Here is a 25,835-nt window from a genome sequence, read left to right on the forward strand (position 1 = left end):
TGTGTAGAGTCAGGAAGGCAGCTGGGCAAAACAGTTGAGTAGAGAAAAAGGAGAGAAAAAGGAGGAAAAAGAGGGGAAAAAGGGGACGCATTTATTTACCAGTCCCACTATGTAAACCCGCAGCTCCTTGCAACGGGGAGCGCGGGTTTTGTCGTTTCCGGGCCTTCGGAAACCCTCGTTGAAGAGTGTTTAAGTTTATGTCCGTAAAGCCACGCAACCTTGCGCCTTTGCCTACGCATCCGCCAGAATCCGCCGGCTTGTGGGCCTTGGGGTCGGGTTCTATTGTGGGTCGGTCGCTGACGAATCAGCGATCGGGTTTCGCAGCCCGGATCAATCAAGGCGCCCAGCGCGCCGTTTCCGTTCAGCTTGATTTGGCTGATCGCGTAATGGCGGTTGTGCGCGGGATACCTTCGGGTATGCCGGGTTCCTTGATTCCCGGTCTGCGAACCCGCGTACAGCTGCCACCTTTCTTCGTTTCGCAGCGAACCCTGGCAGCTCCATTAATCAAGGAGTTTTACCATGATCAAACCAACGCCAAACCCGCCTGAAACCGACCCGACCTCGCCCTACGAAACCCTCGACTCCAAGAAATTCCACGAAGCCGCCGAGCGCGCCCTCGATCATTACCTCAATCCGCTGCTCCCCCGAAAACCACTCCTCAAACCCAATACTCGCTACCTCATCGCCCCCGGCATCCCGAGCGAAGAACTGCTGGCCGATGCCTGCGAAACCCTGACCTCGGCCAAAACCATGGCCAGCGATTTCGCGGGGATGATCGAGGCGCCGCAGCGGCATGTGCTGTTGGGCATCGGGCAGCTGATCATGCTGGCGGAACTGGCGGTGAACCGGGTGCTGGATAATCTGGATGTGGCGGCTGAGCCGCGTGTCTGAGTGCTGAAACCGAAACGGCCCATCGCGGGCCGTTTTGTTGTTATCCCCGATACTGCCCCGGCGTAGCCGCCAGATGTTGCTTGAACGCCCGTTGAAAGTGCGCCTGATCGGCAAACCCTGCCTCCAGCGCAACATCCGCAATCAACTGCCCGCGACGCAGACACTCGCGAGCAAACTGAATACGCTGGTTGACCAGAAACGCATGGGGCGTCATGCCGAAGTGCTGTTTGAAGGCGCGGATCAAATAGGACGGTGACAGCTCGGCAGCGGCGCAAATGTCGTCGAGGCTGAGCAGATCGGTGCAGTGCTGACGGATGAAGTCGGCGGCGCGTTCGAGTTTGAAGTTCGGTTCGCGCAACGATGGCTCGACAGGGTTCAGGCGCAGTTGCAAGTCACTGAAAAACTCCACCGCCGCGCTCTGTTTGCGCAGCACGTCTTGCTGCTCGTCGACCAGTACCGCGTACAACGCATTCAGGTCGCGAAACAGTCGGGCGTCATTCAAGTGGGTATCGGAAAACCGCCGAAACTCAAGCTCCGCACTGAACCCCAACTGATGCTGCAGATCAGTCAGCCACGGCGTTTCCACGTACAACATCAAATACGACCAAGGCTGATCATCGATCGGATTACACGCGTGCACGTCCCCCGGATTCATCAGCACCACGGTACCGGCCGCCACTTCGAACGTGGCTTGCTCATGCACATAGGTGCTGCGCCCGGCGGTGATCGCGCCGATGGAAAAGTGCGCGTGGGAGTGCCGTGAATAGCAGACCTCACGCCCGTCGGCGATGGCCCGCGCTTCGATAAAGGGCAGGGCGTCGTCGCGCCAGAAGCGCGGGGCTTGTTCGGGGTTCTTGGTGGCAGCTTTCATTGTTGGGGTTCTCGGCAGACCAGTGCCCGAGTGTATTAGCTCTTGCCGGCGAAGGCTCGTTCCAGTTCGGCGATGTCGAGTTTTTTCATTCCGAGCATGGCCTGCATCGCCCGTTGCGCCTTGGTCTGGTCGGGATCGGTCATCATGTGCGTCAACGCTACCGGCACGATCTGCCACGACACGCCGAACTTGTCCTTGAGCCAGCCGCACTGTTGCGCTTCCACCGGCCCGCCGGCGCTGAGGTTGCCCCAGAAATGGTCGACCTCTTCCTGGGTCTGGCAATTGACTTGAAACGAAATCGCCTCATTGAACTTGAACATCGGCCCGCCATTGAGCCCGGTGAAGGTCTGGCCGTCGAGTTCGAAACTGACGGTCATCACCGAGCCTTCCGGGCGGCCGTGAAACTCCTGGCCGGCCTTGCCGTAGTGGGTGACGGTGGTGATTTTCGAGTGGTCGAAGATCGAGCAGTAAAACTTCGCCGCCGCTTCGGCCTGATCGTCGAACCACAGGCAGGGCGTGAGTTTTTGAAAGCGTTGCATGGCAGTCTTCCTCGGCAGGTTGGACACGCTGGATTAATAGCGTAGCCAGTCTGTGCTCGGCTGGCTGTGCCCCGGATCGATGGTTGGATGCAAGGAGGACGGGATGTAGTCGTATTGACCTTGTTGTTTGTTAAAACGACTGTTTTCGTCTGTGTCAAATTGACTCGTGTTTGCGCAACTGACTGATATTGCTGGGCGAATAATCTGGCACGCAAGTTGAAGTGTCTTGAGTACAAACCGATCCGCTCAGGAGTACGAAAACATGTTCGCTTTCTTCGAGAATCCGCTGAACGTTCTGCACCTGTCGAGCAAAGTGCTCGTCGCCGGTCTAGTCATGTTGCTGGCGGGAATCTACGGCGCTTATCTGTATCAGGGCCACATGCCCATTGCGTTGCTGGTGGCGATGCATGCGATGACCATCGTCGGCCCGACGTTGATCAAGATTGGCTATGTGATGCGCCTGCTGTCGCAGTATCGGTTGGGCCAGTCACCCGCACTGGCGGTGGCCTGAGATGCGCAGACTCGCGGCGGCGCCAGTGTTCAGCTTTGGCTTTCGGCCGCTGTTTCTGGCCGGGGCCGGATTCGCCGCTCTGGCGGTGCTGATCTGGGGTCTGTGGCTTTACGGCCATTGGTTCGATCTGCAACCGACGGGCGGCATGCTCGCCTGGCATCGGCATGAAATGCCGTTTGGTTTTGCGGCGGCGATTGTTGGCGGATTCCTGTTGACTGCGGTGCCCAACTGGACCGGCATTCCCGGCGTACGCGGCGGGGCATTGATCGCGTTGGTGTCGGTCTGGCTGCTCGGGCGTGGTGCTTGGGTTTGCACTGGTGTTGATCGCGGCGGGTTGCCGGGTGTTGGTGGTGCCGTTTTCCAGCCTTGGCCTCGGCTTGTCCGTGGTGCTCTGGGGCGCGGGGTTCGGGCTGTTTTTACGGCATTACACCGGGATCCTGCTCTAGCCAAGGCTCTAGCGTTTTACCCGCGACGCTCGGCAATCATCAGCAATGACTGCGGCACCGGGCTTTGCGGATGCTGCGGCTCGCGCAGGTCGGTCAATTGCAGGCCGGCCATGTCCAGCGCATTCAGCCAACTGGACAAGGTGCGGAAATACCACGGCATCGGCGACCACTCGCCCTGGAACCCGTCGAAGGTTTCTTCCCGCCAGCCATCCTGATAATCACCGGCGGCCACCGCCCATGGATGCAGCGTCTGGATCACCAGCGCACCGCCCGGCGCGAGCAGGCCATTCATCGCCGCGAGCAGCGAGATGATGTCCTGATGTAGCAGGGAAAAGTTGGCGCAGATCAGGTCGTAGTCGCGGCCAATCTCGACTTTCGCCTCAACCAGATCTTCGTAACTGGCGACATGCACGGGTGATGAACCGGCCAACTGCGCGGCCTCGACCAGTGTCGCATCACCGTCCACGCCGACCGCCTCTAATCCTCGCTCGACCAGCGCCCGCAACAGCCAGCCTTCGCCGCATCCCAGATCGAGCACGCGCTCGGGCTGGCGTCCCATCACCGCCAGCAGAATGGCCTGATCGGTCACTTGCCGGCGACTCTCGATGGCGCCGCTGCGCACGGCTTCTGTCCAGGCCCGGGCGTTGTGGTGCCAGCTCTGGAGGAGGGTGGATTCAGGCGAGGACATGACAAACTCCGGGATCGCGGGATGCAGGCAAGGATAGGTCAGGTGTAGTCGACCAGTTGAATGCGGTTGCGCCCGGCGCGCTTGGATTCGTAGAGCGCGCTGTCACCTTGCTCGATCAACGCTGCGAGGCTGGCCGGCGGCTGATCGAACACCTTGGCGCCGATGCTCAGGGTGACGGCCTGCGGGGTGGTGTAGGTCTGGGTCGTCATCTGCTGAAACTGCTCACGCAGCGCACTGTCCAGCAGCATGATCTGTGCGTGGGATACATCGCCCAGCAGCATCACGAATTCGTCACCGCCCAGCCGTGCCGCCAGCGCGCCTTTGGGCAGCACCGCGCGGATCATTTCGCTGAGGGCAATGAGCAACCGGTCGCCGGCGGTATGGCCATACAGGTCGTTGATCAGTTTGAAGTTGTCGATGTCGATCAGCAGCAGGGCGCCGGGGCGGGTGTTGGAGACTTCATCGAGCAGGCGCGGTGCACGGACCTCCAGGGCGCGACGGTTGTACAGCGCGGTCAGCGGATCCCGGGCGGCCAGTTCGGCGATCTGTTTTTCCCGACGATAGCGCTCGGTGCCGGTCATCGACAGCGCGATCAGCATGATCGCCATCGCGCCCTCGACCAGGGAAATCTGAATGATCTCGCCGCGCAGCGACGCCAGATCGATCAGCGTGCCGGGAATTACCGCGATGATCGCCTTGGTGAAATAGAACGTGCCGTGGATCAGCAGCACATAACGCAATTGCACCGCGCCGATGCTCAGCGAACTGCCATGCGGGCGCAGTAACAGGCTGGCCCGCAGCATCAACGCGGCCACCAGCAGCGAGTTGGCCATCAGCATGATCTTTGACCACGATGGACTTTCAGGTAACAGCAGCAACGCCAGCCACAGCAGGAACATCAAGTACCAGGCTCGCGACAACCGGCGCTGGGTAAACCGCGCGACCCCCAGCAGAAACAGCCAGTGCGCGACCACCAGCAAGCCGTTGGCGAACCAGATGCCGATCAGCGGATAACCGTTGGCGCGCAACAGGGCCAGGCTCGAGCCGACGGTGATGGTGGCGAAACCGGCGCTCCAGAACAGCAGGGAGGGTTCGCGGATGCTGCGCCATTCGACCGCCAGATACAGGGCGGCCGCCGCGGCCAGGGCGGTGGAAATGGTGAGCATCGTGAGAGGATCGAGCGCCATGAAAGAACAGGTCTGCCTGAGTAGTATTAATGGGCCACGATTGTAAGCGTTCCCCCCATTGGGCTGCTATTTTCACTCACCGGATATTCCATTTTCAGACGAGGTGTCCCATGGACCGAGTGACCGGCGGTTGTCTGTGCGGCGAAGTGCGGATCGAGGCATCGGGGCGCCCCTACAGGGTTGGCGTTTGTCATTGTCTGGATTGCCGCAAACACCATGGCGCGCTGTTTGCCGTGTTGGCGATCTTTCCCGAGGACGCGGTGGCGATCAGCGGCGAAACCCGTGACTTTGCGGGGCGACATTTCTGTCCGCGCTGTGGCTCCTCGGTGTTCGGCCGCAGTGGCGATGAAGTCGAGGTCAATCTGGGTGTGCTGGATGCGCCCGATCAGTTGCAGCCGACTTATGAACTCTGGACGGTGCGTCGCGAGTCGTGGCTGCCGGACTTTCCTTTGGCCCGACACTACGCGCGTGATCGCGAGGGAACGGGGCGAACCGAAGAGTAAGCGGGGTCAGGCTGGGCGCCTGACCCCGGCCGATATGATCAGCCGCGAATGAAGGCCAGCAGATCCGCGTTGATCGTCGGCGCCTCGGTGGTCGGCATGCCGTGGGGGAAGCCCGGGTAGATCTTCAGCGTGCTGTTCTTCAGCAGCTTCGCCGAGAGTACGCCGGCGTTTTCGTACGGCACGATCTGGTCGTCATCGCCGTGCATCACCAGCACCGGGATCGAGATGCCTTTCAGGTCTTCGGTGAAGTCGGTCTGCGAGAACGCGACGATACCGTCGTAGTGAGCCTTGGCGCCGCCCATCATGCCCTGACGCCACCAGTTGAGAACCACCGCTTCCGAAGCCTTGGCCCCGGGCCGGTTGTAGCCATAGAACGGGCCGGCCGGCACGTCGTGGTAGAACTGCGAGCGATTGGCTGCCAGTTGCGCCTGAAGATCGTCGAATACCGACTTCGGCAAGCCGCCGGGATTGCTCTCGGTTTTCACCATCAGCGGCGGCACGGCACTGATGATTGCGGCTTTGGAGACCCGATCCTCGCCATGCCGGGCGATGTAATGAATGACTTCGCCACCACCGGTGGAGTGGCCGACGTGCACGGCTTTCTGCGTCCCCAGATGGTTGACCACCGCTGCCACGTCGTCGGCGTAATGATCCATGTCGTGGCCGTCCCAGACCTGGCTCGAACGCCCGTGGCCCCGTCGATCATGGGCCACGACCCGGAAGCCCTGAGCAAGGAAGAACAGCATCTGCGCATCCCAGTCATCCGCGCTCAGCGGCCAGCCGTGGTGGAAGTGGATTACCGGAGCGTCTTTCGGGCCCCAGTCCTTGTAGAAGATTTCGACGCCGTCTTTCGTTGTGACAAATCCCATGTTTGCGACTCCTGGAAATGCGGAACGTGACCCCGAAGGGAGTGATGACAAGCGTTATCAACTCTAGGATTGAAGTGCACTTCAAGGTCAAGCAAGTTCCGAACGGTCATTGCTGGAGTGAATGGTGGGTCATAGGCGTTGTGCGCTTGACCTTAAAGTTTGGTTGAACCTTAGAGTTCTTGCTCACCGGCCATTCGCCGGGTCAATCAGCGAGAGGGTCAGCGAACATGAACAAGCGCTTTACAGAGGTGGAATTCGGAACGCACAAGGTTGAAGTGCTGGAGGGCGGCTACTACGACCGATTCCGGATGAACCCCAACCTCGACGAAGTGGCCCGGGACAATGCAGCCGGCAACATCGACTTCTTCCGGCGCATTCCCAAGCTACAGGTCGCGTCGAGAGTCGGGCCGACCTGGGCGCCGAACTTCTATTACCGTTCCGGCAGCGTGCAGTTGCTGTTCCTGGCGCCGCTGGACCGTCTGCGCGCCACCTTGCCTGCGCCGCTTGAACCGCTGCGGGCATTTCCCGGTTACGGACTGGTGGCGCTGACGTTTTTCTCCTATTCGGTTTGCGACAACGACCCGTACGACGAAGTCTCCGTGGCGATTGTCGTGCGTCGCCCCGGCGCCCGCGGCTCCCATGCGCGGGAACTGATGGACGCCATGCGCCGACGCAGTTTCACCGCCCATGTGCTGGCGCTGCCGGTGAACACCGAAATCGCCCGGGTGCGCGGCGTGCACGGCTATCAATTGCCCAAGTGGCGCGCCGACATCAACGTGAACATCGGCACCAGCGTCAGTGCCCACATCGACGGGCCCAAGGGCTTGCCGGACCTGGTGCTGAAAGCGCCGTTGCCAACCCTGAAAAACGTCACGCCGCAATCGCGCATGAGCACCGCCACCATGATTCATCAGGTCGATGGCCTGTGGCACCAGAGCGTGGTGCAGAGCAACACACTATCCTTTGCCCAACGCCTGTTTCCCCGCGATGTGCAGCTGGATCGCAACGGCGGCCCGCTGAGCCAGTTGCTCGATGGCCTCGGGGCTACGCGGATCCTGCGGCTGGACGTGATCAAGGACGCGCAGATCGTGCTGAACCTGCCGGTGCCGCTGACGGCGTTCGGTCAGGCCGGTGTTACCCAGAGAGAGGCTGCCAAATGACCCACCGTATCCTGCATGTCGTGACCAATGTCGCTCACTATGCCGATCCGACCGAACCCACCGGGCTGTGGTTGGGGGAGTTGACCCATGCCTGGCAGGTGTTCGCGGAAAAAGGCTTTGAGCAGCAACTGGTCAGCCCCAAGGGCGGGCAAAGTCCGTTGGAGCCACGGGCGCTGAAGTGGCCGATGCTCGACCGCTCGGCGAAGGCCTGGCTGAACGACCCCGCCAGCATGGCGCTACTGGCGAATACCGCCAGCCCGGAACAGATCGACAGCGCGGATTTCGACGCCATCTACTTCACCGGTGGCCATGCGGTGATGTGGGACTTTCCCGATGACCCCGGTCTGCAACGGCTGACCCGGGAGATCTTCGAGCGCGGCGGGATCGTTTCGTCGGTCTGCCATGGTTATTGCGGGTTGCTCAACACGCGACTATCGGACGGCAGCCTGCTGGTGGCGGGGCGCAAGGTCACCGGTTACTCGTGGATGGAAGAAGTGTTGGCTGGTGTCGCGAAAAAAGTACCGTACGACTCGGAACAACAGATGAAAGATCGCGGGGCACGCTACGAAAAGGCGTTTCTGCCGTTCACGTCGAATGTGGTGACCGACGGCAAACTGGTAACCGGGCAGAACCCGCAATCGGCCAAGGCTACGGCGCAACGTGTTGCCGCGATGCTGTAGATCCATGACCGGTGGTCGCGGCAACTGGTCGTCGAGTCAAAATGCGCTTAGCTCAAAGGGATAAGCCGAGGCGCGCGCAGCCATCGAAAGCTGTAGCCGCGCCCTTCAGAACACCGTGAGTCTGAGGAAATCCCCGATGCTGACCTTGAATATCAATGGCAAGGATCAGGAGCTCGATGTCCCTGCGGACATGCCGTTGCTCTGGGTTCTGCGCGATGTCGCGCACCTGACCGGTACCAAATTCGGTTGCGGCATGGCCCAGTGCGGTGCTTGCACCGTGCATGTCGATGGCGCACCGCTGCGCTCGTGCATCACGCCGGCCACCGCCGTGGCCCACGGCCAGAAAATCCTCACCATCGAAGGTTTGTCCAGTGACGGTTCGCACCCGGTGCAGCAGGCCTGGGCCGAGCTGGACGTGGTGCAGTGCGGCTATTGCCAGTCCGGGCAGATCATGTCCGCCGCCGCGTTGCTGGCGAAAATCCCCAAACCCACCGACAGCGATATCGATCAGGCGCTCTCCGGCAACATCTGCCGCTGCGGCACGTATCCAAGAATCCGTGTGGCGGTCAAACGCGCCGCCGACATCGGTTGAGCGAGGGGAAGTGAGTGATGAACAGTCCTGTATCCCGTCGCGGATTTCTCAAGGGCAGCGCCGTGCTTGGCGGTGGTCTGGTGGTGGTGTTCGTGGTGCCCGGCGGCAACCGCTTTGCCACGGCAGCGGAAAATGAAGGCAAGGCCTTTGCGCCGAACGCATTCCTGCGGATTGCCCCGGACAACAGCGTCACGGTGCTGCTCGGCCATTCGGAAATGGGTCAGGGTATCTGGACCGGCCTGACCATGTTGATCGCCGAAGAACTGGACGCCGATTGGTCGAAGATTCGTGTCGAGCACTCTCCGGCGTCGGCAGCCGATTACGGCATGCCCGCGTTTGGCGGGATGCAGATCACCGGTGGGTCGACCTCGACCTGGATGGAGTTCGACCGCTACCGACTCGCGGGCGCTACGGCGCGGCAGATGTTGATCGAGGCCGCGGCCAAGCGTTTCAACGTGGCACCCTCGACGATCCGCACCGAGTCCGGCGTGGTGATTGCCGGTGACAACCGCGCCACCTACGGTGAACTGGCGGACGCCGCCGGGCAACTGCCGGTGCCGGATCCGAAGTCGATCACGTTCAAGGAAGCCAAGGACTGGAAGGTCATCGGCAAACCCACCAAACGCCTCGACACCCCGGAGAAAATCACTGGCCGCGCGAAGTTCGGCATGGACGTGCAGTTTGAGGGATTGATGACGGCGATGGTCGCGCGTGCCCCGGCGTTTGGCGCCGCGGTGAAATCCTTTGAAGGCGCTGAAGCGCTGGCGATCCCCGGCGTGCACAAAGTGGTGCAGGTGCCGACCGGTGTGGCGGTAGTCGCCGAGCATTACTGGGCGGCGAAACTCGGGCGCGATGCGCTGAAGGTCGATTGGGACCTTGGGCCTGGCGCTGACCTGAGCAGTGAAAAGCTGTTGGCGAGTTTCCGCAAACTGGCGGCCACGCCGGGCACCTCGGCGGCGCAGGCTGGCGATGCCAAAGGCAACTTCGGCAAGGCTGCGAAGAAAATCGACGTCGAATACAGCGTGCCGTACCTGGCCCATGCACCGATGGAACCGCTGAACTGCACGGTGAAGATCAGTGCCGACAAGTGCGAGATCTGGACCGGCACCCAGTTCCAGACGCTGGATCAGATGGTCGCCGGCAAAATTACCGGGCTTAAACCGGAGCAGGTCGAGATCCACACCGAGTTCCTCGGTGGCGGTTTCGGTCGCCGGGCCAACCCGACCTCGGACTTTGTCGCCGAAGCGGTGCAAGTGGCCAAGGCTGCCGCGATGCCGGTGAAAACCGTGTGGTCGCGTGAGGATGATATTCGTGGCGGTTATTACCGCTCGATGTTCCTGCATCAGGCGAAGATCGGCCTCGGCCCCGACGGCATGCCGCTGGCCTGGCAGCATGTGCTGGTCGGGCAGTCGATCATGGCCGGCACCATGCTCGAGAAAACCATGGTCAAGAATGGCGTCGACCAGACGTCGGTCGAAGGCGTTTCGGACAGCCCGTACATCAAGGGCCTGGCCCATCATCAGGTCGATCTGCATTCGCCGACCACCGGGATCAACGTGCTGTGGCTGCGTTCGGTGGGCCACAGCCACACCGCGTTTGTCGTGGAATCGCTGATCGATGAAATGGCCACGGCGGCGGGCAAGGATCCGGTGGAGTACCGACGAACGCTGCTCAAGGACCACGCCCGGCATCTCGGCGTGCTGAACCTGGCGGTGGAGAAGGCCAACTGGAAAGCGCCGCTGCCGGACGGCCATGCGCTGGGCGTGGCGGTGCATGAGTCGTTCGGCAGCTATGTGGCGCAAGTCGCCGAGGTGTCCCAGGACAATCTGGCGATCCGCGTGCATCGCGTGGTCTGCGCGGTGGACTGCGGAGTCGCGGTCAACCCGCAGAGCATCGCGGCGCAGATGGAGTCGTGCATCACTTTCGGCCTGGGCATGGCGCTGCACAGCAAACTGACGCTCAAGGACGGCCAGGTCGTGCAGTCCAACTATCACGACTATCAAGTGTTGCGGCTCAATGAAATGCCGGTGGTCGAGGTGCACATCGTGCCGAGCACCGACAAACCCGGCGGCATCGGCGAGGCCGGTGTGCCGCCGACCGCGCCGGCGGTGGCCAACGCGGTGTTCGCCCTGACCGGGCAGCGTTTGCGGGAACTGCCGCTGCAACTGTCGGGGGTGTGAGATGAAACGACATCTGTTGTTGGGCACGGTGGTGCTGGTCGGACTGGGCGGTTACGCGTCGGACCTGTTTGCCGACGATCAGGAAGCCTTGAAAGCCTTCGGCACGGTGCAGAAAGTCTTCCAGAGCCCGCGTTGCCAGAACTGCCACATTCCCGGCGATTCACCGTTGCAGTTCGACGCCGGCATTCCCCACGCCATGAGCGTGGTGCGCGGCATGGACGGCAAGGGCGCGGCTGGTTTGCCTTGCGCCACCTGCCACGCCGAGAGCAATCCGCCGGCCAGTTACGGTCCTCACGCGCCACCCGGCGCGCCGCACTGGAGCCTGCCGCCCGCCGCCCACAAAATGGCCTGGATCGGTCTGCCGCCGGACCGCTTGTGCGCAATGATCAAGGACCGCGCCAGCAACGGCGACCGGGATTTCGCCGCACTGATCAAACACGTCAGCGAGGACAAACTGGTGCTCTGGGGCTGGAATCCCGGAGCAGGGCGCGCGCCGGTTCCGGTGCCGCACGATATCTTCGTGACCCAGTTCAAACTGTGGGCCGATGCGGGCGGGCCGTGTCCGGTGGTCGGCGGGTGAGAGGTTGAGTGATCGCTGATTCGGGCTACTCTCAACTGCATCGACGTCAAAGGAGTGTGTGATGCTGGTACCCGGCAAACCCGCCAATGAAGCTGTCCGTATTCAAGCGTTGCAGGACCTGAAACTGCTCGACACCGCACCGGAAGAGCGCTTCGACCGGCTGACGCGACTGGCCAAGCGCCTGTTCAATGTGCCGATCGCACTGGTCACGCTGGTGGATAAGGAGCGGCAATGGTTCAAGTCCTGCGTGGGTCTGGACACGACCGAAACGCCGCGCTCGGTTTCATTCTGCGGTCATGCGATTCTCAGGGACGAGCTCATGCTGGTGCCTGACGCCCGAGAGGACGACCGTTTCCACGACAACCCGTTGGTTACCGGGGAACCAAACATCCGGTTCTACGCCGGTTATCCGCTGACCGTGCCCAACGGCAACAAGATGGGCACCTTGTGCCTGATCGACACCAAACCCCGCGATCTTGACGATGAGGAACGCGCCTTGTTGCGCGATCTGGCCGGCATGGCCGAACAGGAACTGATGGCCGTGCAGATGGCGAGCATGGATGAGCTGACGCTGCTGTCCAACCGTCGTGGCTTCAAGATGCTGGCCCAGCATGCGCTCGACGCCTGCGCACGTCTGGAAAAACCGGCGACGCTGCTGTTTTTCGATCTCAATGACTTCAAACAGATCAACGATCTTTATGGGCATGCCGAGGGCGACAGCGCGCTGAAGAACTTCGCCGATGTGCTGCGCATCGCCTTTCGCGAGAGTGATGTGGTCGGGCGCCTGGGTGGCGATGAATTCGTGGCGCTGCTGACTGGCTCAAGTCACGTGGAAACCACCCGGATCATGGCGCGGCTCAAGGACATTCTCGAAGAGCGCAATGCCACATTGCACCGGGGTTACGCGATTCGCTTCAGTGTCGGCCAGATCGAATACGACCCGCGACGGCATGAAACGGTAGACAAGTTGCTGGCGGATGCGGATGCAGCGATGTATGAGCACAAGCAGGCATTGAAGCGTTGTTAGTGCGGGCCTCTTCGCCAGCCGGCTCGCTGCCACCCGGATTGTGGGAGCAAGCCTGCTGGCGAAGCGTCTTTGAAGACGCTGCTATTTGGCAAACAACTGCCCGATATCCCTGAACGCCTTGAACTCCAGCGCATTGCCGCATGGGTCAAACAGAAACATCGTCGCCTGTTCTCCCACCTGACCCTGAAAGCGAATGCCGGGCTCAATCACGAACCGCGTGCCCAGTGATTTCAGACGCTCGGCCAGGGCGTGCCATTCTTCCATGCCCAGCACCACACCGAAATGCGGCACCGGCACGTCATGCCCGTCCACGGCGTTGGTGTGGGCGGCTTCCTGTGAGGCGTTTTTCGGCGCCAGGTGAATCACCAGTTGATGACCGAAGAAATTGAAGTCGACCCAGTGATCGCTGGAACGACCTTCCTCCAGGCCGAACACTTCACAGTAAAAGTGCCGGGCGGCTTCGAGGTCGTATACGGGAATGGCCAGATGGAAGGGGCTGAGTGGCATGGGGCTGGTCTCGATCAGCGTTTGGGATGGGCTGAGTCTAACGCTGTGCATTTCGATTGAAAGACGATAGTTTTTGCGCCGAGCTCAAATTATTTCGATCAATCGAGGTGTCCATGCTGCGTGAATTAAGAACCTTTCTGGCAGTGGCGCAGCACGGCACCTTTGCCTCGGCGGGCCTGCATGTCGGCCTGACGCAATCGGCGGTCAGTGCGCAGATTCGCAATCTGGAACAGGCGCTGGGCGTAAAACTGTTCGATCGCACCGGGCGGCAGGCGATCCTCAATCCGGCCGGACAGCGCGCGGTGCCGATGGCGCAGGAAATGCTCGCCACTTTCAGCCGCATGGCGATCAGTGAAGACGCCAGCGAGTTTCGCGGTGAGCTGAAAATCGGTGCCGTGGCCACCGCGCAGACCGGGTTGTTGCCTGAGGCCTTGCTGCGTTTACGCCAGCAGGCGCCGGGCGTGGAGCCGAAGCTGGTGCCGGGTGTGTCGTTGAACCTGTTGAGCCAGGTGGATGCCGGGGAAGTCGATCTGGCGATCATGATCAAGCCACCGTTCGAATTGCCCAAGGAGTTGTCGGCGCAGGTGATCCGGCGCGAGCCGTTTGTGCTGATCGTGCCGCCCGACGTCGAGGGCGACGATCCGCTGCAATTGCTCGCAGAACAGCCGCACGTCCGCTATGACCGTAATTCGTTTGGCGGAAGGCTGGTGACGCGATTTCTGCGAGAGCAGCGGATAGACGTTCACGTAGCGCTGGAGCTGGATGAGCTGGAAGCGATCGTGAAGATGGTCGAGTGCGGGCTCGGGGTTTCGTTGCTGCCCAGAGCCGGGCTATGGCTGGAGCATCCGCTGAAGGTGAGGGTGATCGAACTGGGAGAACTGACGTTTCATCGGGAGATGGTGGTTTTGCAGCGCTACAGTCAGCGTTCTCAACCGATTCAACAGATGTTTGCCCGTTGCCTGGAATCGCAGGCATGAAAAAGCCCGCCTGAACAGGCGGGCTTTTTATCGGCAGCGCGAAGATTACTCTTCGATGTTGCCCATGGCGGTGGTGTTGAAGCCGCCGTCCACGTAGGTGATTTCACCGCTGATGCCCGACGCCAGGTCCGAGCACAGGAAGGCGCCGACGTTGCCGACTTCTTCGATGGTGACGTTGCGACGCAGCGGGGTCTGCGCTTCGTTGGCGGCCAGCATCTTGCGGAAGCTCTTGATGCCGGAAGCGGCCAGGGTGCGGATCGGGCCGGCCGATACGCAGTTGACGCGAGTGCCTTCCGGGCCCAGGGAGCCGGCCAGGTAGCGCACGCCGGCTTCCAGCGAAGCCTTGGCCATGCCCATGACGTTGTAGTTCGGCATGGTGCGCTCGGCGCCCAGGTAGGACAGGGTCAGCAGGCTGCCGTTGCGGCCCTTCATCATTTCGCGACCAGCCTTGGCCAGCGCGACGAAGCTGTAGGCGCTGATGTCGTGGGAGATGCGATAGCCTTCACGGGTGGTGACTTCGGTGAAGTCGCCGTCCAGTTGGTCGCCCGGGGCGAAGCCGACGGAGTGCACGATGCAGTCCAGGCCGTCCCACTTCTTGCTCAGCTCTTCGAAGACCTTGGCGATTTCTTCATCGCTGGCTACGTCGCACGGGAAGCACAGCTCAGGGCTCGAACCCCAGCCCTGTGCGAACTCTTCCACGCGACCTTTCAGTTTTTCGTTCTGATAAGTGAAGGCAAGCTCAGCGCCCTCGCGATGCATGGCGGCAGCGATGCCGGATGCGATGGACAGCTTGCTGGCGACACCGACGATCAGTACGCGCTTACCGGCGAGAAAACCCATGTGTTGCTCCTCTTTCAGGTTATTGCGCAGTGGCTGGTGCCAGGAAAGCGGCCTCCAGCAACTGCTGTGTATACGGATGTTGGGGGGCGGCAAAGATACTTTGCGCGTCTCCCTGTTCGACCACTTGGCCATGCTTGACCACCATCAACTGGTGGCTCAGCGCTTTCACAACAGCCAGGTCATGGCTGATGAACAAATACGTCAGGTTGTACTTGGCTTGCAGTGAACGCAACAACTCCACCACTTGCCGCTGCACCGTCCGGTCGAGGGCCGAAGTCGGCTCGTCCAGCAGGATCAGCGCCGGTTTGAGCACCAAGGCCCGGGCTATGGCAATTCGCTGCCGTTGCCCACCGGAAAATTCGTGGGGGTAGCGGTGCCGGGTTTCCGGATCCAGACCTACCTCCTTCAAAGCCGCAATAATTGCCGCTTCCTGCTCGGCGGCGGTGCCCATCCTGTGGATCCGCAAACCCTCGCCAACGATGTCGCTCACGCACATCCGCGGGCTCAGGCTGCCAAACGGGTCCTGAAACACCACCTGCATCTCCCGGCGCAACGGCCGGACTTCGCTTTGCGTCAGGCAATCCAGCTGTTTGCCCTCAAAACGGATCGCACCCTGGCTGCCGATCAACCGCAGGATCGCCAGACCCAGGGTGGATTTACCAGAACCGCTTTCTCCCACAATCCCCAGGGTCTGACCCTGAGGCAAGCTGAAATTGATGCCGTCCACTGCCTTGACGTGATCCACCGTGCGCTTGAGCAGGCCTTTCCTGATCGGGAACCAGACTTTCAAGTCCTCGACCTCAAGCAGCGGCGCCCCGATTTTATTGCTTGCCGGGCCTCCGCTGGGCTCCGCGCCAAGCAGTTCCCGAGTGTACGGATGCTGCGGCGAACGGAACAGCTCTTCGCACGATGCCTGTTCGACGATGCAACCGCGCTGCATGACACATACACGATGCGCAATTCTTCGCACGAGGTTCAAATCGTGACTGATCAGTAACAGCGCCATGCCCAATCGGGCCTGCAATTGCTTGAGCAGGTCGAGGATTTTCAGCTGAACGGTCACGTCCAGCGCGGTGGTCGGTTCGTCGGCGATCAGCAGTTCCGGCTCGTTGGCCAGCGCCATGGCGATCATCACCCGCTGGCGCTGGCCGCCGGACAATTCGTGGGGCAGGGCCTTGAGACGCTTGTGTGGCTCGGGGATGCCGACCATTTCCAGCAGCTCGAGCGTGCGCTTGGTCGCGACCTTGCCGGTCAGGCCCTTGTGGATGCCCAGCACCTCGTTGATCTGCTTTTCGATCGAGTGCAGCGGGTTGAGCGAGGTCATCGGCTCCTGAAAGATCATTGCGATCCGGTTGCCGCGAATGTGACGGATGGTCTTTTCGCTCAGCCCCAACAGGTTTTGCCCGGAATAGTTGATGCTGCCGGACGGATGTCGCGCCAGCGGGTAGGGTAGCAGGCGCAGGATCGAATGCGCCGTCACCGACTTGCCCGAGCCAGACTCGCCGACCAGCGCCAGGGTTTCGCCGCGCTTGATGTCGAAACTCACGCCCTCGACCACCCGTTGCACGCGATCGCCGAGGCCGAATTCGACGGCGAGGTCGCGGATTTCGATCAGATTGTCCTGATTCATGTCACTTCCTCGGGTCGAAGGCATCGCGAGCGGACTCGCCGATGAACACCAGTAAACTCAACATCAGCGCCAGCACCGCAAACGCACTCATGCCCAGCCATGGCGCCTGCAGGTTGGATTTGCCCTGGGCTACCAGTTCACCGAGCGACGGACTGCCGGCCGGCAAGCCGAAACCGAGGAAGTCCAGGGCGGTGAGGGTGCCGATGGCGCCGGTCAGGATGAACGGCATGAAAGTCATGGTCGAGACCATGGCGTTGGGCAGGATGTGGCGGAACATGATCGCGCCGTTCTGCATGCCCAGCGCTCGGGCCGCGCGCACGTACTCGAGGTTGCGCCCGCGCAGGAACTCGGCGCGCACCACGTCCACCAGGCTCATCCACGAGAATAACAGCATGATCCCCAGCAGCCACCAGAAGTTCGGCTGGACGAAACTGGCGAGAATGATCAGCAGATACAGCACCGGCAAGCCCGACCAGATCTCCAGGAAGCGCTGGCCGGCCAGATCGACCCAGCCACCATAGAAACCCTGCAAGGCGCCGGCAATGACGCCGATGATCGAGCTGAGCACGGTCAGGGTCAGGGCGAACAGCACGGAGATACGGAAGCCGTAGATCACCCGCGCCAGCACATCGCGGCCCTGATCGTCGGTGCCCAGCAGGTTGTCCGCCGATGGCGGGGCGGGGGCCGGGACTTTCAGGTCGTAGTTGATGCTCTGGTAGCTGAACGGAATCGGCGCCCACAGCACCCACGCGTCCTTGGCCTTGAGCAGTTCGCGGATGTACGGGCTCTTGTAGTTGGCCTCCAGCGGGAACTCGCCGCCGAAGGTGGTTTCCGGGTAACGCTTGATCGCCGGGAAGTACCAGTTGTTGTCGTAGTGCACCACCAGCGGCTTGTCGTTGGCGATCAGTTCGGCACCGAGGCTCAGGCCGAACAGGATCAGAAACAGCCACAGCGACCACCAGCCACGCTTGTTGGCCTTGAACAGTTCGAAGCGCCGGCGGTTGAGAGGGGACAGGTTCATCTCAATGCTCCCGGCTGGCAAAGTCGATGCGCGGATCGACGAGGGTGTAGGTGAGGTCGCCGATCAGTTTCACCACCAGCCCCAGCAGGGTGAATATGAACAGGGTGCCGAACACCACCGGGTAATCGCGGTTGATCGCCGCTTCGAAACTCATCAGGCCGAGGCCGTCGAGGGAGAAGATCACTTCCACCAGCAGGGAACCTGTGAAGAAGATGCCGATGAATGCCGACGGGAACCCGGCGATCACCAGCAGCATCGCGTTGCGAAATACGTGGCCGTAGAGCACGCGATTGCGGGTCAGGCCTTTGGCCTTGGCGGTGACCACGTACTGTTTGTTGATTTCGTCGAGGAAGCTGTTTTTGGTCAGCAGGGTCATGGTCGCGAAGTTGCCGATCACCAGTGCCGTCACCGGCAGCGCCAGGTGCCAGAAGTAATCAAGAATCTTGCCGCCCAGGCTCAGTTCATCGAAGTTGTTCGACGTCAGGCCGCGCAAGGGAAACCAGTCCAGATAACTGCCGCCGGCAAACACCACGATCAGCAGGATCGCAAACAGGAACGCCGGGATCGCGTAACCGACGATGATCGCCGAACTGGTCCAGACGTCGAAATGACTGCCGTGCCGCGTGGCCTTGGCGATCCCCAGCGGGATCGACACCAGGTACATGATCAGCGTGCTCCACAATCCGAGCGAGATCGACACCGGCATCTTTTCCTTGATCAGGTCGATGACCTTGGCGTCGCGGAAGAAGCTGTCGCCGAAATCCAGCCGGGCGTAGTTCTTGACCATGATCCACAGACGCTCCGGGGCCGACTTGTCGAACCCGTACATCTTTTCGATTTCCTTGATCAGCGCCGGGTCCAGACCCTGCGCACCGCGATAGGAGGAACCGGCCACCGACACTTCGGCACCACCGCCGGCAATGCGGCTGGTGGCGCCTTCGAAGCCTTCGAGCTTGGCGATCATCTGCTCCACCGGCCCGCCGGGCGCGGCCTGGATGATCACGAAGTTGATCAGCAAAATGCCGAACAGGGTCGGGATGATCAGCAGCAGTCGCCGAAAAATGTACGCCAGCATCTGATTACTCCGTGCCCGCAGGGTCGGCTTGCAGTTGGGTTTCGACTTCTACCGCCGGTTTCGCATCGGGTTTGACCCACCAGGTGTTAATGCCGATGTCGTACTTGGGGGAGACTTTCGGGTGGCCGATGTGGTTCCAGTACGCCACGCGCCAGGTCTTGATGTGCCAGTTCGGAATCACGTAGTAACCCCATTGCAGCACGCGGTCGAGGGCGCGGGCGTGGGCCACCAGGCTTTTGCGCGAATCGGCGTTGATCAGGCTTTCCACCAGATGATCGACCACCGGATCCTTGAGGCCCATCGAGTTGCGGCTGCTGGCCTTGTCGGCGGCCGCGCTCATCCAGAATTCGCGTTGTTCGTTACCCGGCGAGTTGGACTGCGGAAAGCTGCCGACGATCATGTCGAAATCCCGCGATCGCACGCGATTGACGTATTGCGAGACGTCGACACGGCGGATCACCAGATCGATGCCGAGGTCACTGAGGTTGCGCTTGAACGGCAACAGCACGCGTTCGAACTCGGTCTGCGCCAGCAGGAATTCGATGACCACCGGTTTGCCGGTGGCGTCGACCATTTTGTCGTCGACGATTTTCCAGCCGGCCTCTTGCAGCAACTGATACGCCTCGCGCTGTTGCGCGCGGATCATGCCACTGGCGTCGGTTTTCGGATTTTCGAAGGCTTCGCTGAACACCTGCGCCGGCAGCTTGCTGCGAAACGGATCAAGGATCGCCACCTGCTCGGCATCAGGCAGGCCGGTGGCGGCCATTTCCGAGTTTTCAAAATAACTGCGGGTGCGCGCATAAGCACCGTTGAACAGTTGCTTGTTGGTCCATTCGAAGTCGAACAACAAGCCCAGAGCCTGTCGTACCCGAACGTCCTGAAACACCGGGCGGCGCAGATTGAAGACGAAACCCTGCATCCCGGTCGGGTTGCTGTTGGCAATCTGTTCCTTGATCAGCCGCCCTTCGTTCACTGCCGGCACGTTGTAGGCGTTGGCCCAGTTTTTTGCGGCCATTTCCAGCCAGTAATCGAACTGCCCGGCCTTCAACGCCTCCAGCGCGACGGTATTGTCACGGTAATAGTCGGTGGTCATCACATCGAAGTTGTAGAAACCGCGGTTGGCCGGCAGATCCTTGCCCCAGTAGTCCTTGACCCGCTCATAGCGCACCGAGCGTCCGGCCTTAACTTCTGTGACCTTGTAAGGACCGCTGCCCAACGGGATTTCCAGGTTGCCCTTGTTGAAATCACGATCGGCCCACCAGTGCTTCGGCAGCACCGGCAACTGACCGAGGATCAGCGGCAGCTCGCGGTTGTTGGTGTGCTTGAACTTGAACAACACCTTGAGCGGGTCTTCGGCGATCACTTCTTCAACGTCGGCGTAGTAGCCGCGGTACATCGGCGCGCCTTCCTTGGTCAGGGTCTGGAAGCTGAACACCACGTCGTCGGCGCGTACCGGGTGGCCGTCGTGAAACTTCGCTTCGGGGCGCAGGTAGAAGCGCACCCAGCTGTTGTCCGGGGCCTTTTCGATCTTGGCGGCGATCAGGCCGTATTCGGTAAACGGCTCGTCCAGACCCTGTTTGGCCAGAGTGTCGTAGATCAGGCCGATATCGTCCGCCGGCACACCCTTGCTGATGAAAGGGTTGAGGCTGTCAAACCCGCCGAAGCCGGCCTGGCGGAAGATCCCGCCCTTGGGCGCGTCGGGGTTCACGTAATCGAAGTGCTTGAAGTCGGCGGGGTATTTCGGCGGCTCGTTGTACAGGGTCACGGCGTGTTGCGGGGCGGCAAAGGCCAGCCCGGCGAACAGCAGACCGCTGGCCTGCACGAGCAGGGCGCGGATAGGCTTCATCGATCTTTCTCCGAAGATTTCAGCCACCACGCGCTCAGGCCCAAGGTGTAGGGCGGCGTAGTGACAAAGGCGAACCGGTTGCGGTACGCCAGACGGTGATAATTGAGGTACCAGTTGGGAATGCTGTAGTGCTGCCAGAGCAGCACGCGGTCCAGCGCCTTGCCGGCGGCGACCTGTTCATCGCGGGTACGGGCGGCGAGCAGTTGCTCGAGCAAGTGGTCGACCACCGGGTTGGCGATGCCCGCGTAATTCTTGCTGCCCTTGACCCCGACCTGGCTGGAGTGGAAGTACTGCCACTGTTCCAGCCCTGGGCTGAGGGTCTGGTTGAGGGTCATCAGGATCATGTCGAAATCGAACTGGTCCAGACGCTGTTTGTACTGGGCGCGGTCCACCGTGCGCAGGCGCGCGTCGATGCCGATGCTGTTGAGGTTTTCAATGTACGGCTGGAGGATTCGCTCCAGGTTCGGATTGACCAGCAGCAGCTCGAAACGCAGCGGCTGGCCGGCGGCGTTCTGCAGACGCTGGCCGTTGAGCTTCCAGCCGGCCTCGGCCAGCAGGGCCAACGCTTTGCGCATGGTTTCCCGGGGGATGCCGCGGCCGTCGGTCTGCGGCAGCGTGAATGGCTCAGTGAAGAGGCGCGCCGGCAGTTGATCCTTGTAGGGTTTGAGCATCAGCCATTCATGGCCGACCGGCAGGCCGACGGCGCTGAACTCGCTGTTGGGGTAGTAGCTGGTGGTGCGTTTGTAAGCGTCGCTGAACAGTGCGCGATTGGTCCACTCGAAGTCGAACATCAGGCCCAACGCTTCGCGCACCTTGATATCGGCAAAGGCCGGGCGCCGGGTGTTCATGAACAGGCCCTGACTCTGGGTCGGGATCTGGTGGGGGATTTGTGCCTTGATCACGTCGCCGCGACGGATCGCCGGAAAGTTGTAACCGTTGGCCCAGTTCTTGGCCTGATGCTCGATATAGATGTCGAACTCGCCGGCCTTGAACGCCTCGAAGGCCACATCGCTGTCGCGATAAAACTCGACTTCCATGCGATCGACGTTGTATTTGCCGCGATTGACCGGCAGATCCTTGCCCCAGTAGTCCTTGACCCGCTCGAAAATCAACTGCCGCCCCGGCGTGACCGAGGTGATGCGGTACGGCCCGCTGCCCAGCGGTGGCTCGAAGGTGGTGGCCTTGAAGTCGCGACCCTTCCAGTAATGCTGGGGCAGCACCGGTAATTCGCCCAGGCGCAGGATCAGCAACGGATTGCCGCTGCGCTTGAGCACAAAACGGATACGTTGCGGGTTGAGGATATCGACGCGCAGCACTTCCTGAAGGGCGGTGCGGTACAGCGGATGACCTTCCTTGAGCAGCAGGCGATAGGAAAACGCCACGTCGTACGCGGTGATCGGCGTGCCGTCGTGGAAGCGCGCCTGCGGGCGCAGATTGAACACCACCAAGCTGCGATCTTCGCTGTACTCCACCGATTGGGCGATCAGACCGTAACTGGACGCTGGTTCGTCCCCCGACGGTGCGTATTGCCCGGTGCCGACCATCAGCGGCTCGTTCAGCTCGTTGATGCCGTATTGGAGGAAGTTCGCCGTGGTGACCGGGCTGGTGCCCTTGAAGGTGTAGGGATTGAGCGTATCGAAGGTGCCAAACGCCATCACCCGCAAGGTGCCGCCCTTGGGCGCTTGCGGGTTGACCCAGTCGAAGTGGGTAAATCTGGCCGGGTACTTGAGCGTGCCGAACTGCGCATAACCGTGGCTTTCGGTGATCGTCGCGCTGACGGGGGAGCTCAAGGCCAGGCTGATCAGGAGCAGGAGGAGGGGACGCTTCAAGTCAGATCCGATCCAGGCGGCTTGGGCTTTGTGGGCCGTACAGTAACAGCTTGTATGGACAGGAAAAAGACAGGGGCTTAATGCGCGGTTAATTGTGGGAGCCGTCTGCGCCGATCTACGCAAATATCAAAAAAATGACAGACGAAAAAAAGCCCCTGAAAAGCAGGGGCTCCTTGTCAGTGCGGCTGGTAGACCGTGAGCATTTGCCCAGGCTTGAGCGCCTTGCCAGCGCCCGGATTCCAGCGCTTGAGGTGCTGCATCTCGACGTTGAAACGCTTGGCCACCACGTACAGGGTGTCGCCGCGCTTGACCTTGTACTGGGTCTGCTTGCCGTCGTCGTTGTCTTTGGTCTTGCTGCTGGTCTTGCTGTTGGCGGCGATGACCGTATTGATGCGCCCGCCACTCTTGCGTACCGGCGTACGTTTGGTGGTGTCCTGCATGACCAGGGTCTGGCCGACCTTGAGGTTCTTGCCGGTCAGCTTGTTCCAGCGTTGCAGGTCCTTGACCTCGACCTTGTTGGCCTTGGCGATGGAGCCAAGGTTGTCGCCACGCTTGACCCGATAGGCGCGCTTGGCCTGGGCGATTTCGCTCGGATCGGCACCTTCGAACACTGGTTTCAGCGAACGCGGGCTGATCAGCTCTTCAGGGCGCATGGTTTGCAGGCTGGCGGTCAGCAGTTGCGCCTTCGAGGTCGGCACCAGCAGGTGCTGCGGGCCATCGATGGTGGTGCGCTGCTTGAACGCCGGGTTGAGCTGGAACAGTTCGTCTTCGTCTATGTTGGCCACCGCCGCGACCTTGGAGAGGTCCATGCGCTGGTTGATTTCGACGACCTGGAAATACGGTTCGTTGGCGATCGGGTTGAGGTTCACGCCATAGGCTTCAGGGGTCAGAACCACTTGCGAGAGTGCCAGCAGTTTCGGCACGTAAGCCTGGGTTTCCGCCGGCAGGGGCAGGTTCCAGTAATCGGTCGGCAGGCCGAGCTTCTCGTTGCGCTCGATGGCGCGGCTCACTGTGCCTTCACCGGCGTTGTACGCGGCCAGTGCCAGCAGCCAGTCACCGTTGAACATGTCGTGCAGACGGGTCAGGTAGTCCATCGCTGCGGTGGTCGAAGCCGTAATGTCGCGACGGCCATCGTAGAAACGGGTCTGACGCAGGTTGAAGTAGCGCCCGGTGGAAGGGATGAACTGCCAGAGGCCCACCGCATCGGCCCGGGAATAGGCCATCGGGTTGTAGGCGCTTTCGATGACCGGCAGCAGCGCCAGTTCCAGCGGCATGTTGCGTTCTTCGAGGCGCTCGACGATGTAATGAATGTAGAGGCTGCCGCGTTCGCCGGCGTTCTCGAGGAAGGAAGGGTTACTGGCGAACCACAGGCGCTGTTGCTCGATGCGCGGGTTCACGCCCAGGCCTTCCTGCAGCTGGAAACCGCTGCGCATGCGCTCCCAGATGTCCTGGGGCACCTGCGGGCTGGGCTTTTCCGACAACCAGATAGGCTTCTGCTTGGCTCGCGCAGCAATGTTCGGCGTATGCGTCGCTTCAGTCTGCGGAGCATGGCTGGAACAACCCGCCAGTGTGGCGGACACAGCCACCGCGATGGCTTGCGCCAGGCGGGTCAATGCATCTGAATTGACGGACTTACGTATGGATGACGACATTGGCTGGAAGTAAGTTCCGGGCAAAAATGTCGGGCGATTCTAGAAAGCGCACCCCCTGCGGTCAACCATTCAGAACTTTTGAACCAAGCGGTGCGCTGCTTAGAACGTATCTTTCCATGCCCGCAGAGCCGCAAAAACCTCACTCGGCGCCCGGTTTTGAGGGCCGTTCCGTTCGTCCACTTTTTGTGTAACTAATATTTCACTGGTGCGCAGAAAGGGGTTTGTGAGCTTTTCCAGTGCAAGGGTCGAGGGCAGGGTCATGACGCCGTTCGCACGTTGCTGGGTGACTTTTTCCAGACGGGCGGCGATGTCCCGGTTGCCCGGCTCGACGGCGGCGGCAAATTTCAGGTTGCTCAGGGTGTATTCGTGGGTGCAGTAGACCAGCGTGTCTTCCGGCAACGCTGCCAGACGGCTCAGTGACTGGTGCATCTGTTGCGGCGTGCCTTCAAAGAGACGGCCGCAACCGGCGGCGAACAGGGTGTCGCCACAGAACAGCAGGCCGTGATGGTAGTAGGCGATATGTCCCAGGGTGTGGCCGGGCACGGCATGGACGTCGAAGTCCCAGCCGAGCACGCGCACCGTGTCGTTGTCCTTGAGTGCCACGTCCCGCCCCGGAATGCTCTCGCTGGCCGGTCCGTAGACCGTGGCGCCGGTGGCCTTTTTCAGCGTCTCGACGCCGCCGACATGGTCGTGGTGATGGTGAGTGATAAGGATATCGCCGAGCACCCAGCCCGGATGTGCGTCGAGCCACGCCTGTACGGGGGCGGCATCTCCCGGATCGACCACTGCGCAACGCCGGGTGGAATGATCCTGTAACAACCAGATGTAGTTGTCGGTGAAGGCGGGCAGGGCACTGATCTGTATCATCGTCGAATTCGCCAAGCGGGTAACATTGGCGCATCTTAGAGGTTCCTGGCGTGTTGGAGAATGCAATGATCGATAAAGCGTTCGCTCAGGCCGATCCTGACTGGCTCGCGCTGATCGGTGCAGCCCGTGAATGGCTGTCCGGCCCCCTCGGGCAATTTCTGCTGGACGAAGAACGGCGCATGCTCGAAGACGAACTGGGCCGGTTCTTCGGCGGCTATCTGGTGCATTACGGTCCGTCCGCCGAGACGCCGCCGTCGGCGCCGCAAGTGCAGCGCAATGTGCGGCTGGGCGCGCCGTTGCCGGGCGTGGAGATCGTCTGCGAAGAACAGGCCTGGCCATTGAGCGAGCACGCCGCCGACGTGGTGGTGTTGCAGCATGGTCTGGATTTCTGTCTGTCGCCCCACGGACTTTTGCGCGAAGCGGCCAGCAGCGTGCGCCCCGGCGGGCATCTGCTGATCGTCGGCATCAACCCCTGGAGCACTTGGGGACTGCGCCATGTGTTCGCCCATGATGCCTTGCGCAAGGCGCGCTGCATCTCGCCGTCACGTGTGGCGGACTGGCTCAATCTGCTGGGCTTCGCGCTGGAGAAACGCCGCTTCGGGTGCTATCGTCCGCCGCTCGCGTCACCCAAGTGGCAGGCCCGTCTGGCCGGCTGGGAACGCAAGGCCGGTGACTGGCAATTGTCGGGCGGCGGCTTCTATTTACTGGTCGCACGCAAGATCGTGGTCGGCCTGCGTCCGGTGCGGCAGGAGCGCCGCGAGCCGATGGGCAAGCTGATTCCGCTGCCGATGGCCAAGGTCAATCGGCGCCGCATCGAACCGTAAACCTTCTTTTATTGTGGCCGGGTCTGTCCCGGCCCGGGCCGTT

26 protein-coding genes and 1 pseudogene are annotated in these 25,835 nt (G+C 61.4%); 13 read left to right on the top strand and 14 right to left on the bottom strand.

The annotated features are described in order from the left end of the window. The first annotated feature begins 519 nt into the window (after positions 1-519). Positions 520-891, top strand: a complete 372-nt coding sequence (locus CAF79_RS16895) for a DUF6124 family protein (RefSeq protein WP_085698812.1) — start codon at positions 520-522, stop codon at positions 889-891. Between the two features lie 40 nt (positions 892-931). Here CAF79_RS16895 and CAF79_RS16900 read toward each other — a convergent pair whose 3' ends face one another. Together CAF79_RS16900 and CAF79_RS16905 are read right to left on the bottom strand one after the other, a co-directional pair. Continuing rightward, positions 932-1,762, bottom strand: a complete 831-nt coding sequence (locus CAF79_RS16900; protein ID WP_085698814.1) for an AraC family transcriptional regulator — start codon at positions 1,760-1,762, stop codon at positions 932-934. A 35-nt stretch (positions 1,763-1,797) separates the two neighbouring features. Beyond that, complete coding sequence (locus CAF79_RS16905; protein ID WP_085698816.1) at positions 1,798-2,301, bottom strand: VOC family protein; 504 nt, start codon at positions 2,299-2,301, stop codon at positions 1,798-1,800. A 262-nt stretch (positions 2,302-2,563) separates the two neighbouring features. On the opposite strand from CAF79_RS16905, the gene CAF79_RS16910 reads away from it, so the two are divergent. The 3 genes and pseudogenes from CAF79_RS16910 to CAF79_RS29170 all read left to right on the top strand — a co-directional run bounded on the left by CAF79_RS16910 (position 2,564) and on the right by CAF79_RS29170 (position 3,258). Continuing rightward, entirely contained in the window at positions 2,564-2,812 is a 249-nt protein-coding gene (locus tag CAF79_RS16910) for a transmembrane sensor/regulator PpyR (protein ID WP_085698819.1), read from the top strand. Between the two features lies 1 nt (position 2,813). After that, positions 2,814-3,119 (top strand): annotated as a pseudogene (locus tag CAF79_RS16915) (NnrS family protein); the annotation flags it as partial. Then, on the top strand, positions 3,109-3,258 hold the full coding sequence (locus CAF79_RS29170; RefSeq protein ID WP_170929737.1) for a hypothetical protein: 150 nt from the start codon (positions 3,109-3,111) through the stop codon (positions 3,256-3,258). The pseudogene CAF79_RS16915 and the gene CAF79_RS29170, both read left to right, overlap by 11 nt. Positions 3,259-3,274: 16 nt before the next feature. Here the strand turns inward: CAF79_RS29170 and CAF79_RS16920 are convergent, their stop codons facing one another. After that, positions 3,275-3,946, bottom strand: coding sequence for a bifunctional 2-polyprenyl-6-hydroxyphenol methylase/3-demethylubiquinol 3-O-methyltransferase UbiG (locus CAF79_RS16920; RefSeq protein WP_085698821.1), 672 nt, complete (start codon positions 3,944-3,946; stop codon positions 3,275-3,277). Between the two features lie 38 nt (positions 3,947-3,984). Beyond that, positions 3,985-5,133 (bottom strand): GGDEF domain-containing protein, encoded by a 1,149-nt coding sequence (locus CAF79_RS16925; protein ID WP_085698823.1) that lies wholly within the window; start codon positions 5,131-5,133, stop codon positions 3,985-3,987. A gap of 110 nt (positions 5,134-5,243) precedes the next feature. On the opposite strand from CAF79_RS16925, the gene CAF79_RS16930 reads away from it, so the two are divergent. Then, on the top strand, positions 5,244-5,636 hold the full coding sequence (locus CAF79_RS16930) for a GFA family protein (RefSeq protein WP_085698825.1): 393 nt from the start codon (positions 5,244-5,246) through the stop codon (positions 5,634-5,636). 38 nt (positions 5,637-5,674) lie between these two features. Here CAF79_RS16930 and CAF79_RS16935 read toward each other — a convergent pair whose 3' ends face one another. Continuing rightward, the gene (locus CAF79_RS16935) at positions 5,675-6,505 is read right to left on the bottom strand and encodes an alpha/beta fold hydrolase (RefSeq protein ID WP_085698827.1); all 831 of its coding nucleotides are present in this window, start codon (positions 6,503-6,505) and stop codon (positions 5,675-5,677) included. Positions 6,506-6,732: 227 nt separating this feature from the next. Between CAF79_RS16935 and CAF79_RS16940 the strand changes: the two genes are divergently transcribed. From CAF79_RS16940 to CAF79_RS16965, 6 genes are all read left to right on the top strand, one after another. Further along, the gene (locus CAF79_RS16940) at positions 6,733-7,665 is read left to right on the top strand and encodes an acetoacetate decarboxylase (protein ID WP_085698829.1); all 933 of its coding nucleotides are present in this window, start codon (positions 6,733-6,735) and stop codon (positions 7,663-7,665) included. Continuing rightward, entirely contained in the window at positions 7,662-8,345 is a 684-nt protein-coding gene (locus CAF79_RS16945) for a type 1 glutamine amidotransferase domain-containing protein (protein WP_085698831.1), read from the top strand. The genes CAF79_RS16940 and CAF79_RS16945 overlap by 4 nt, the downstream gene beginning before the upstream one ends. A gap of 136 nt (positions 8,346-8,481) precedes the next feature. Beyond that, positions 8,482-8,937: a (2Fe-2S)-binding protein gene (locus CAF79_RS16950; RefSeq protein ID WP_085698833.1), complete on the top strand. Its 456-nt coding sequence runs from the start codon at positions 8,482-8,484 to the stop codon at positions 8,935-8,937. A gap of 17 nt (positions 8,938-8,954) precedes the next feature. Beyond that, on the top strand, positions 8,955-11,117 hold the full coding sequence (locus CAF79_RS16955; RefSeq protein ID WP_085698835.1) for a xanthine dehydrogenase family protein molybdopterin-binding subunit: 2,163 nt from the start codon (positions 8,955-8,957) through the stop codon (positions 11,115-11,117). Between the two features lies 1 nt (position 11,118). Further along, on the top strand, positions 11,119-11,697 hold the full coding sequence (locus tag CAF79_RS16960; protein WP_085698837.1) for a hypothetical protein: 579 nt from the start codon (positions 11,119-11,121) through the stop codon (positions 11,695-11,697). A gap of 61 nt (positions 11,698-11,758) precedes the next feature. Beyond that, on the top strand, positions 11,759-12,724 hold the full coding sequence (locus tag CAF79_RS16965; protein ID WP_085698839.1) for a sensor domain-containing diguanylate cyclase: 966 nt from the start codon (positions 11,759-11,761) through the stop codon (positions 12,722-12,724). A gap of 81 nt (positions 12,725-12,805) precedes the next feature. Here the strand turns inward: CAF79_RS16965 and CAF79_RS16970 are convergent, their stop codons facing one another. Next, complete coding sequence (locus CAF79_RS16970) at positions 12,806-13,231, bottom strand: VOC family protein (protein ID WP_085698841.1); 426 nt, start codon at positions 13,229-13,231, stop codon at positions 12,806-12,808. A gap of 113 nt (positions 13,232-13,344) precedes the next feature. Here CAF79_RS16970 and CAF79_RS16975 point away from each other — a divergent pair, with 113 nt between their 5' ends. After that, complete coding sequence (locus CAF79_RS16975) at positions 13,345-14,208, top strand: LysR family transcriptional regulator (protein ID WP_085698843.1); 864 nt, start codon at positions 13,345-13,347, stop codon at positions 14,206-14,208. Between the two features lie 45 nt (positions 14,209-14,253). On the opposite strand, the gene fabI is transcribed toward CAF79_RS16975, so the two are convergent. From fabI to gloB, 8 genes are all read right to left on the bottom strand, one after another. Then, positions 14,254-15,048: an enoyl-ACP reductase FabI gene (gene fabI / locus CAF79_RS16980; RefSeq protein ID WP_085698845.1), complete on the bottom strand. Its 795-nt coding sequence runs from the start codon at positions 15,046-15,048 to the stop codon at positions 14,254-14,256. A gap of 19 nt (positions 15,049-15,067) precedes the next feature. Continuing rightward, complete coding sequence (locus CAF79_RS16985; RefSeq protein WP_085698847.1) at positions 15,068-16,678, bottom strand: ABC transporter ATP-binding protein; 1,611 nt, start codon at positions 16,676-16,678, stop codon at positions 15,068-15,070. A gap of 1 nt (position 16,679) precedes the next feature. Next, complete coding sequence (locus CAF79_RS16990; RefSeq protein ID WP_085698849.1) at positions 16,680-17,699, bottom strand: ABC transporter permease; 1,020 nt, start codon at positions 17,697-17,699, stop codon at positions 16,680-16,682. Between the two features lies 1 nt (position 17,700). Then, positions 17,701-18,774 (bottom strand): microcin C ABC transporter permease YejB, encoded by a 1,074-nt coding sequence (locus tag CAF79_RS16995; protein WP_085686478.1) that lies wholly within the window; start codon positions 18,772-18,774, stop codon positions 17,701-17,703. A 4-nt stretch (positions 18,775-18,778) separates the two neighbouring features. After that, positions 18,779-20,620: an extracellular solute-binding protein gene (locus tag CAF79_RS17000; RefSeq protein ID WP_085698851.1), complete on the bottom strand. Its 1,842-nt coding sequence runs from the start codon at positions 20,618-20,620 to the stop codon at positions 18,779-18,781. Then, positions 20,617-22,449, bottom strand: a complete 1,833-nt coding sequence (locus CAF79_RS17005) for an extracellular solute-binding protein (protein ID WP_085698853.1) — start codon at positions 22,447-22,449, stop codon at positions 20,617-20,619. The genes CAF79_RS17000 and CAF79_RS17005 overlap by 4 nt, the downstream gene beginning before the upstream one ends. Before the next feature lie 176 nt (positions 22,450-22,625). Beyond that, positions 22,626-24,101 carry a transglycosylase SLT domain-containing protein gene (locus CAF79_RS17010; protein ID WP_085698855.1) on the bottom strand — a complete coding sequence of 492 codons (1,476 nt, stop codon included), beginning with the start codon at positions 24,099-24,101 and terminating at the stop codon, positions 22,626-22,628. A 99-nt stretch (positions 24,102-24,200) separates the two neighbouring features. Further along, positions 24,201-24,968 carry a hydroxyacylglutathione hydrolase gene (gene gloB, locus CAF79_RS17015; protein ID WP_085698857.1) on the bottom strand — a complete coding sequence of 256 codons (768 nt, stop codon included), beginning with the start codon at positions 24,966-24,968 and terminating at the stop codon, positions 24,201-24,203. A 65-nt stretch (positions 24,969-25,033) separates the two neighbouring features. On the opposite strand from gloB, the gene CAF79_RS17020 reads away from it, so the two are divergent. Next, the gene (locus CAF79_RS17020) at positions 25,034-25,792 is read left to right on the top strand and encodes a methyltransferase domain-containing protein (RefSeq protein WP_085698860.1); all 759 of its coding nucleotides are present in this window, start codon (positions 25,034-25,036) and stop codon (positions 25,790-25,792) included. The last annotated feature ends 43 nt before the right edge of the window (positions 25,793-25,835 follow it).

The sequence above is a fragment of the Pseudomonas sp. B26(2017) genome (assembly GCF_002113045.1).
GTDB lineage: Bacteria > Pseudomonadota > Gammaproteobacteria > Pseudomonadales > Pseudomonadaceae > Aquipseudomonas.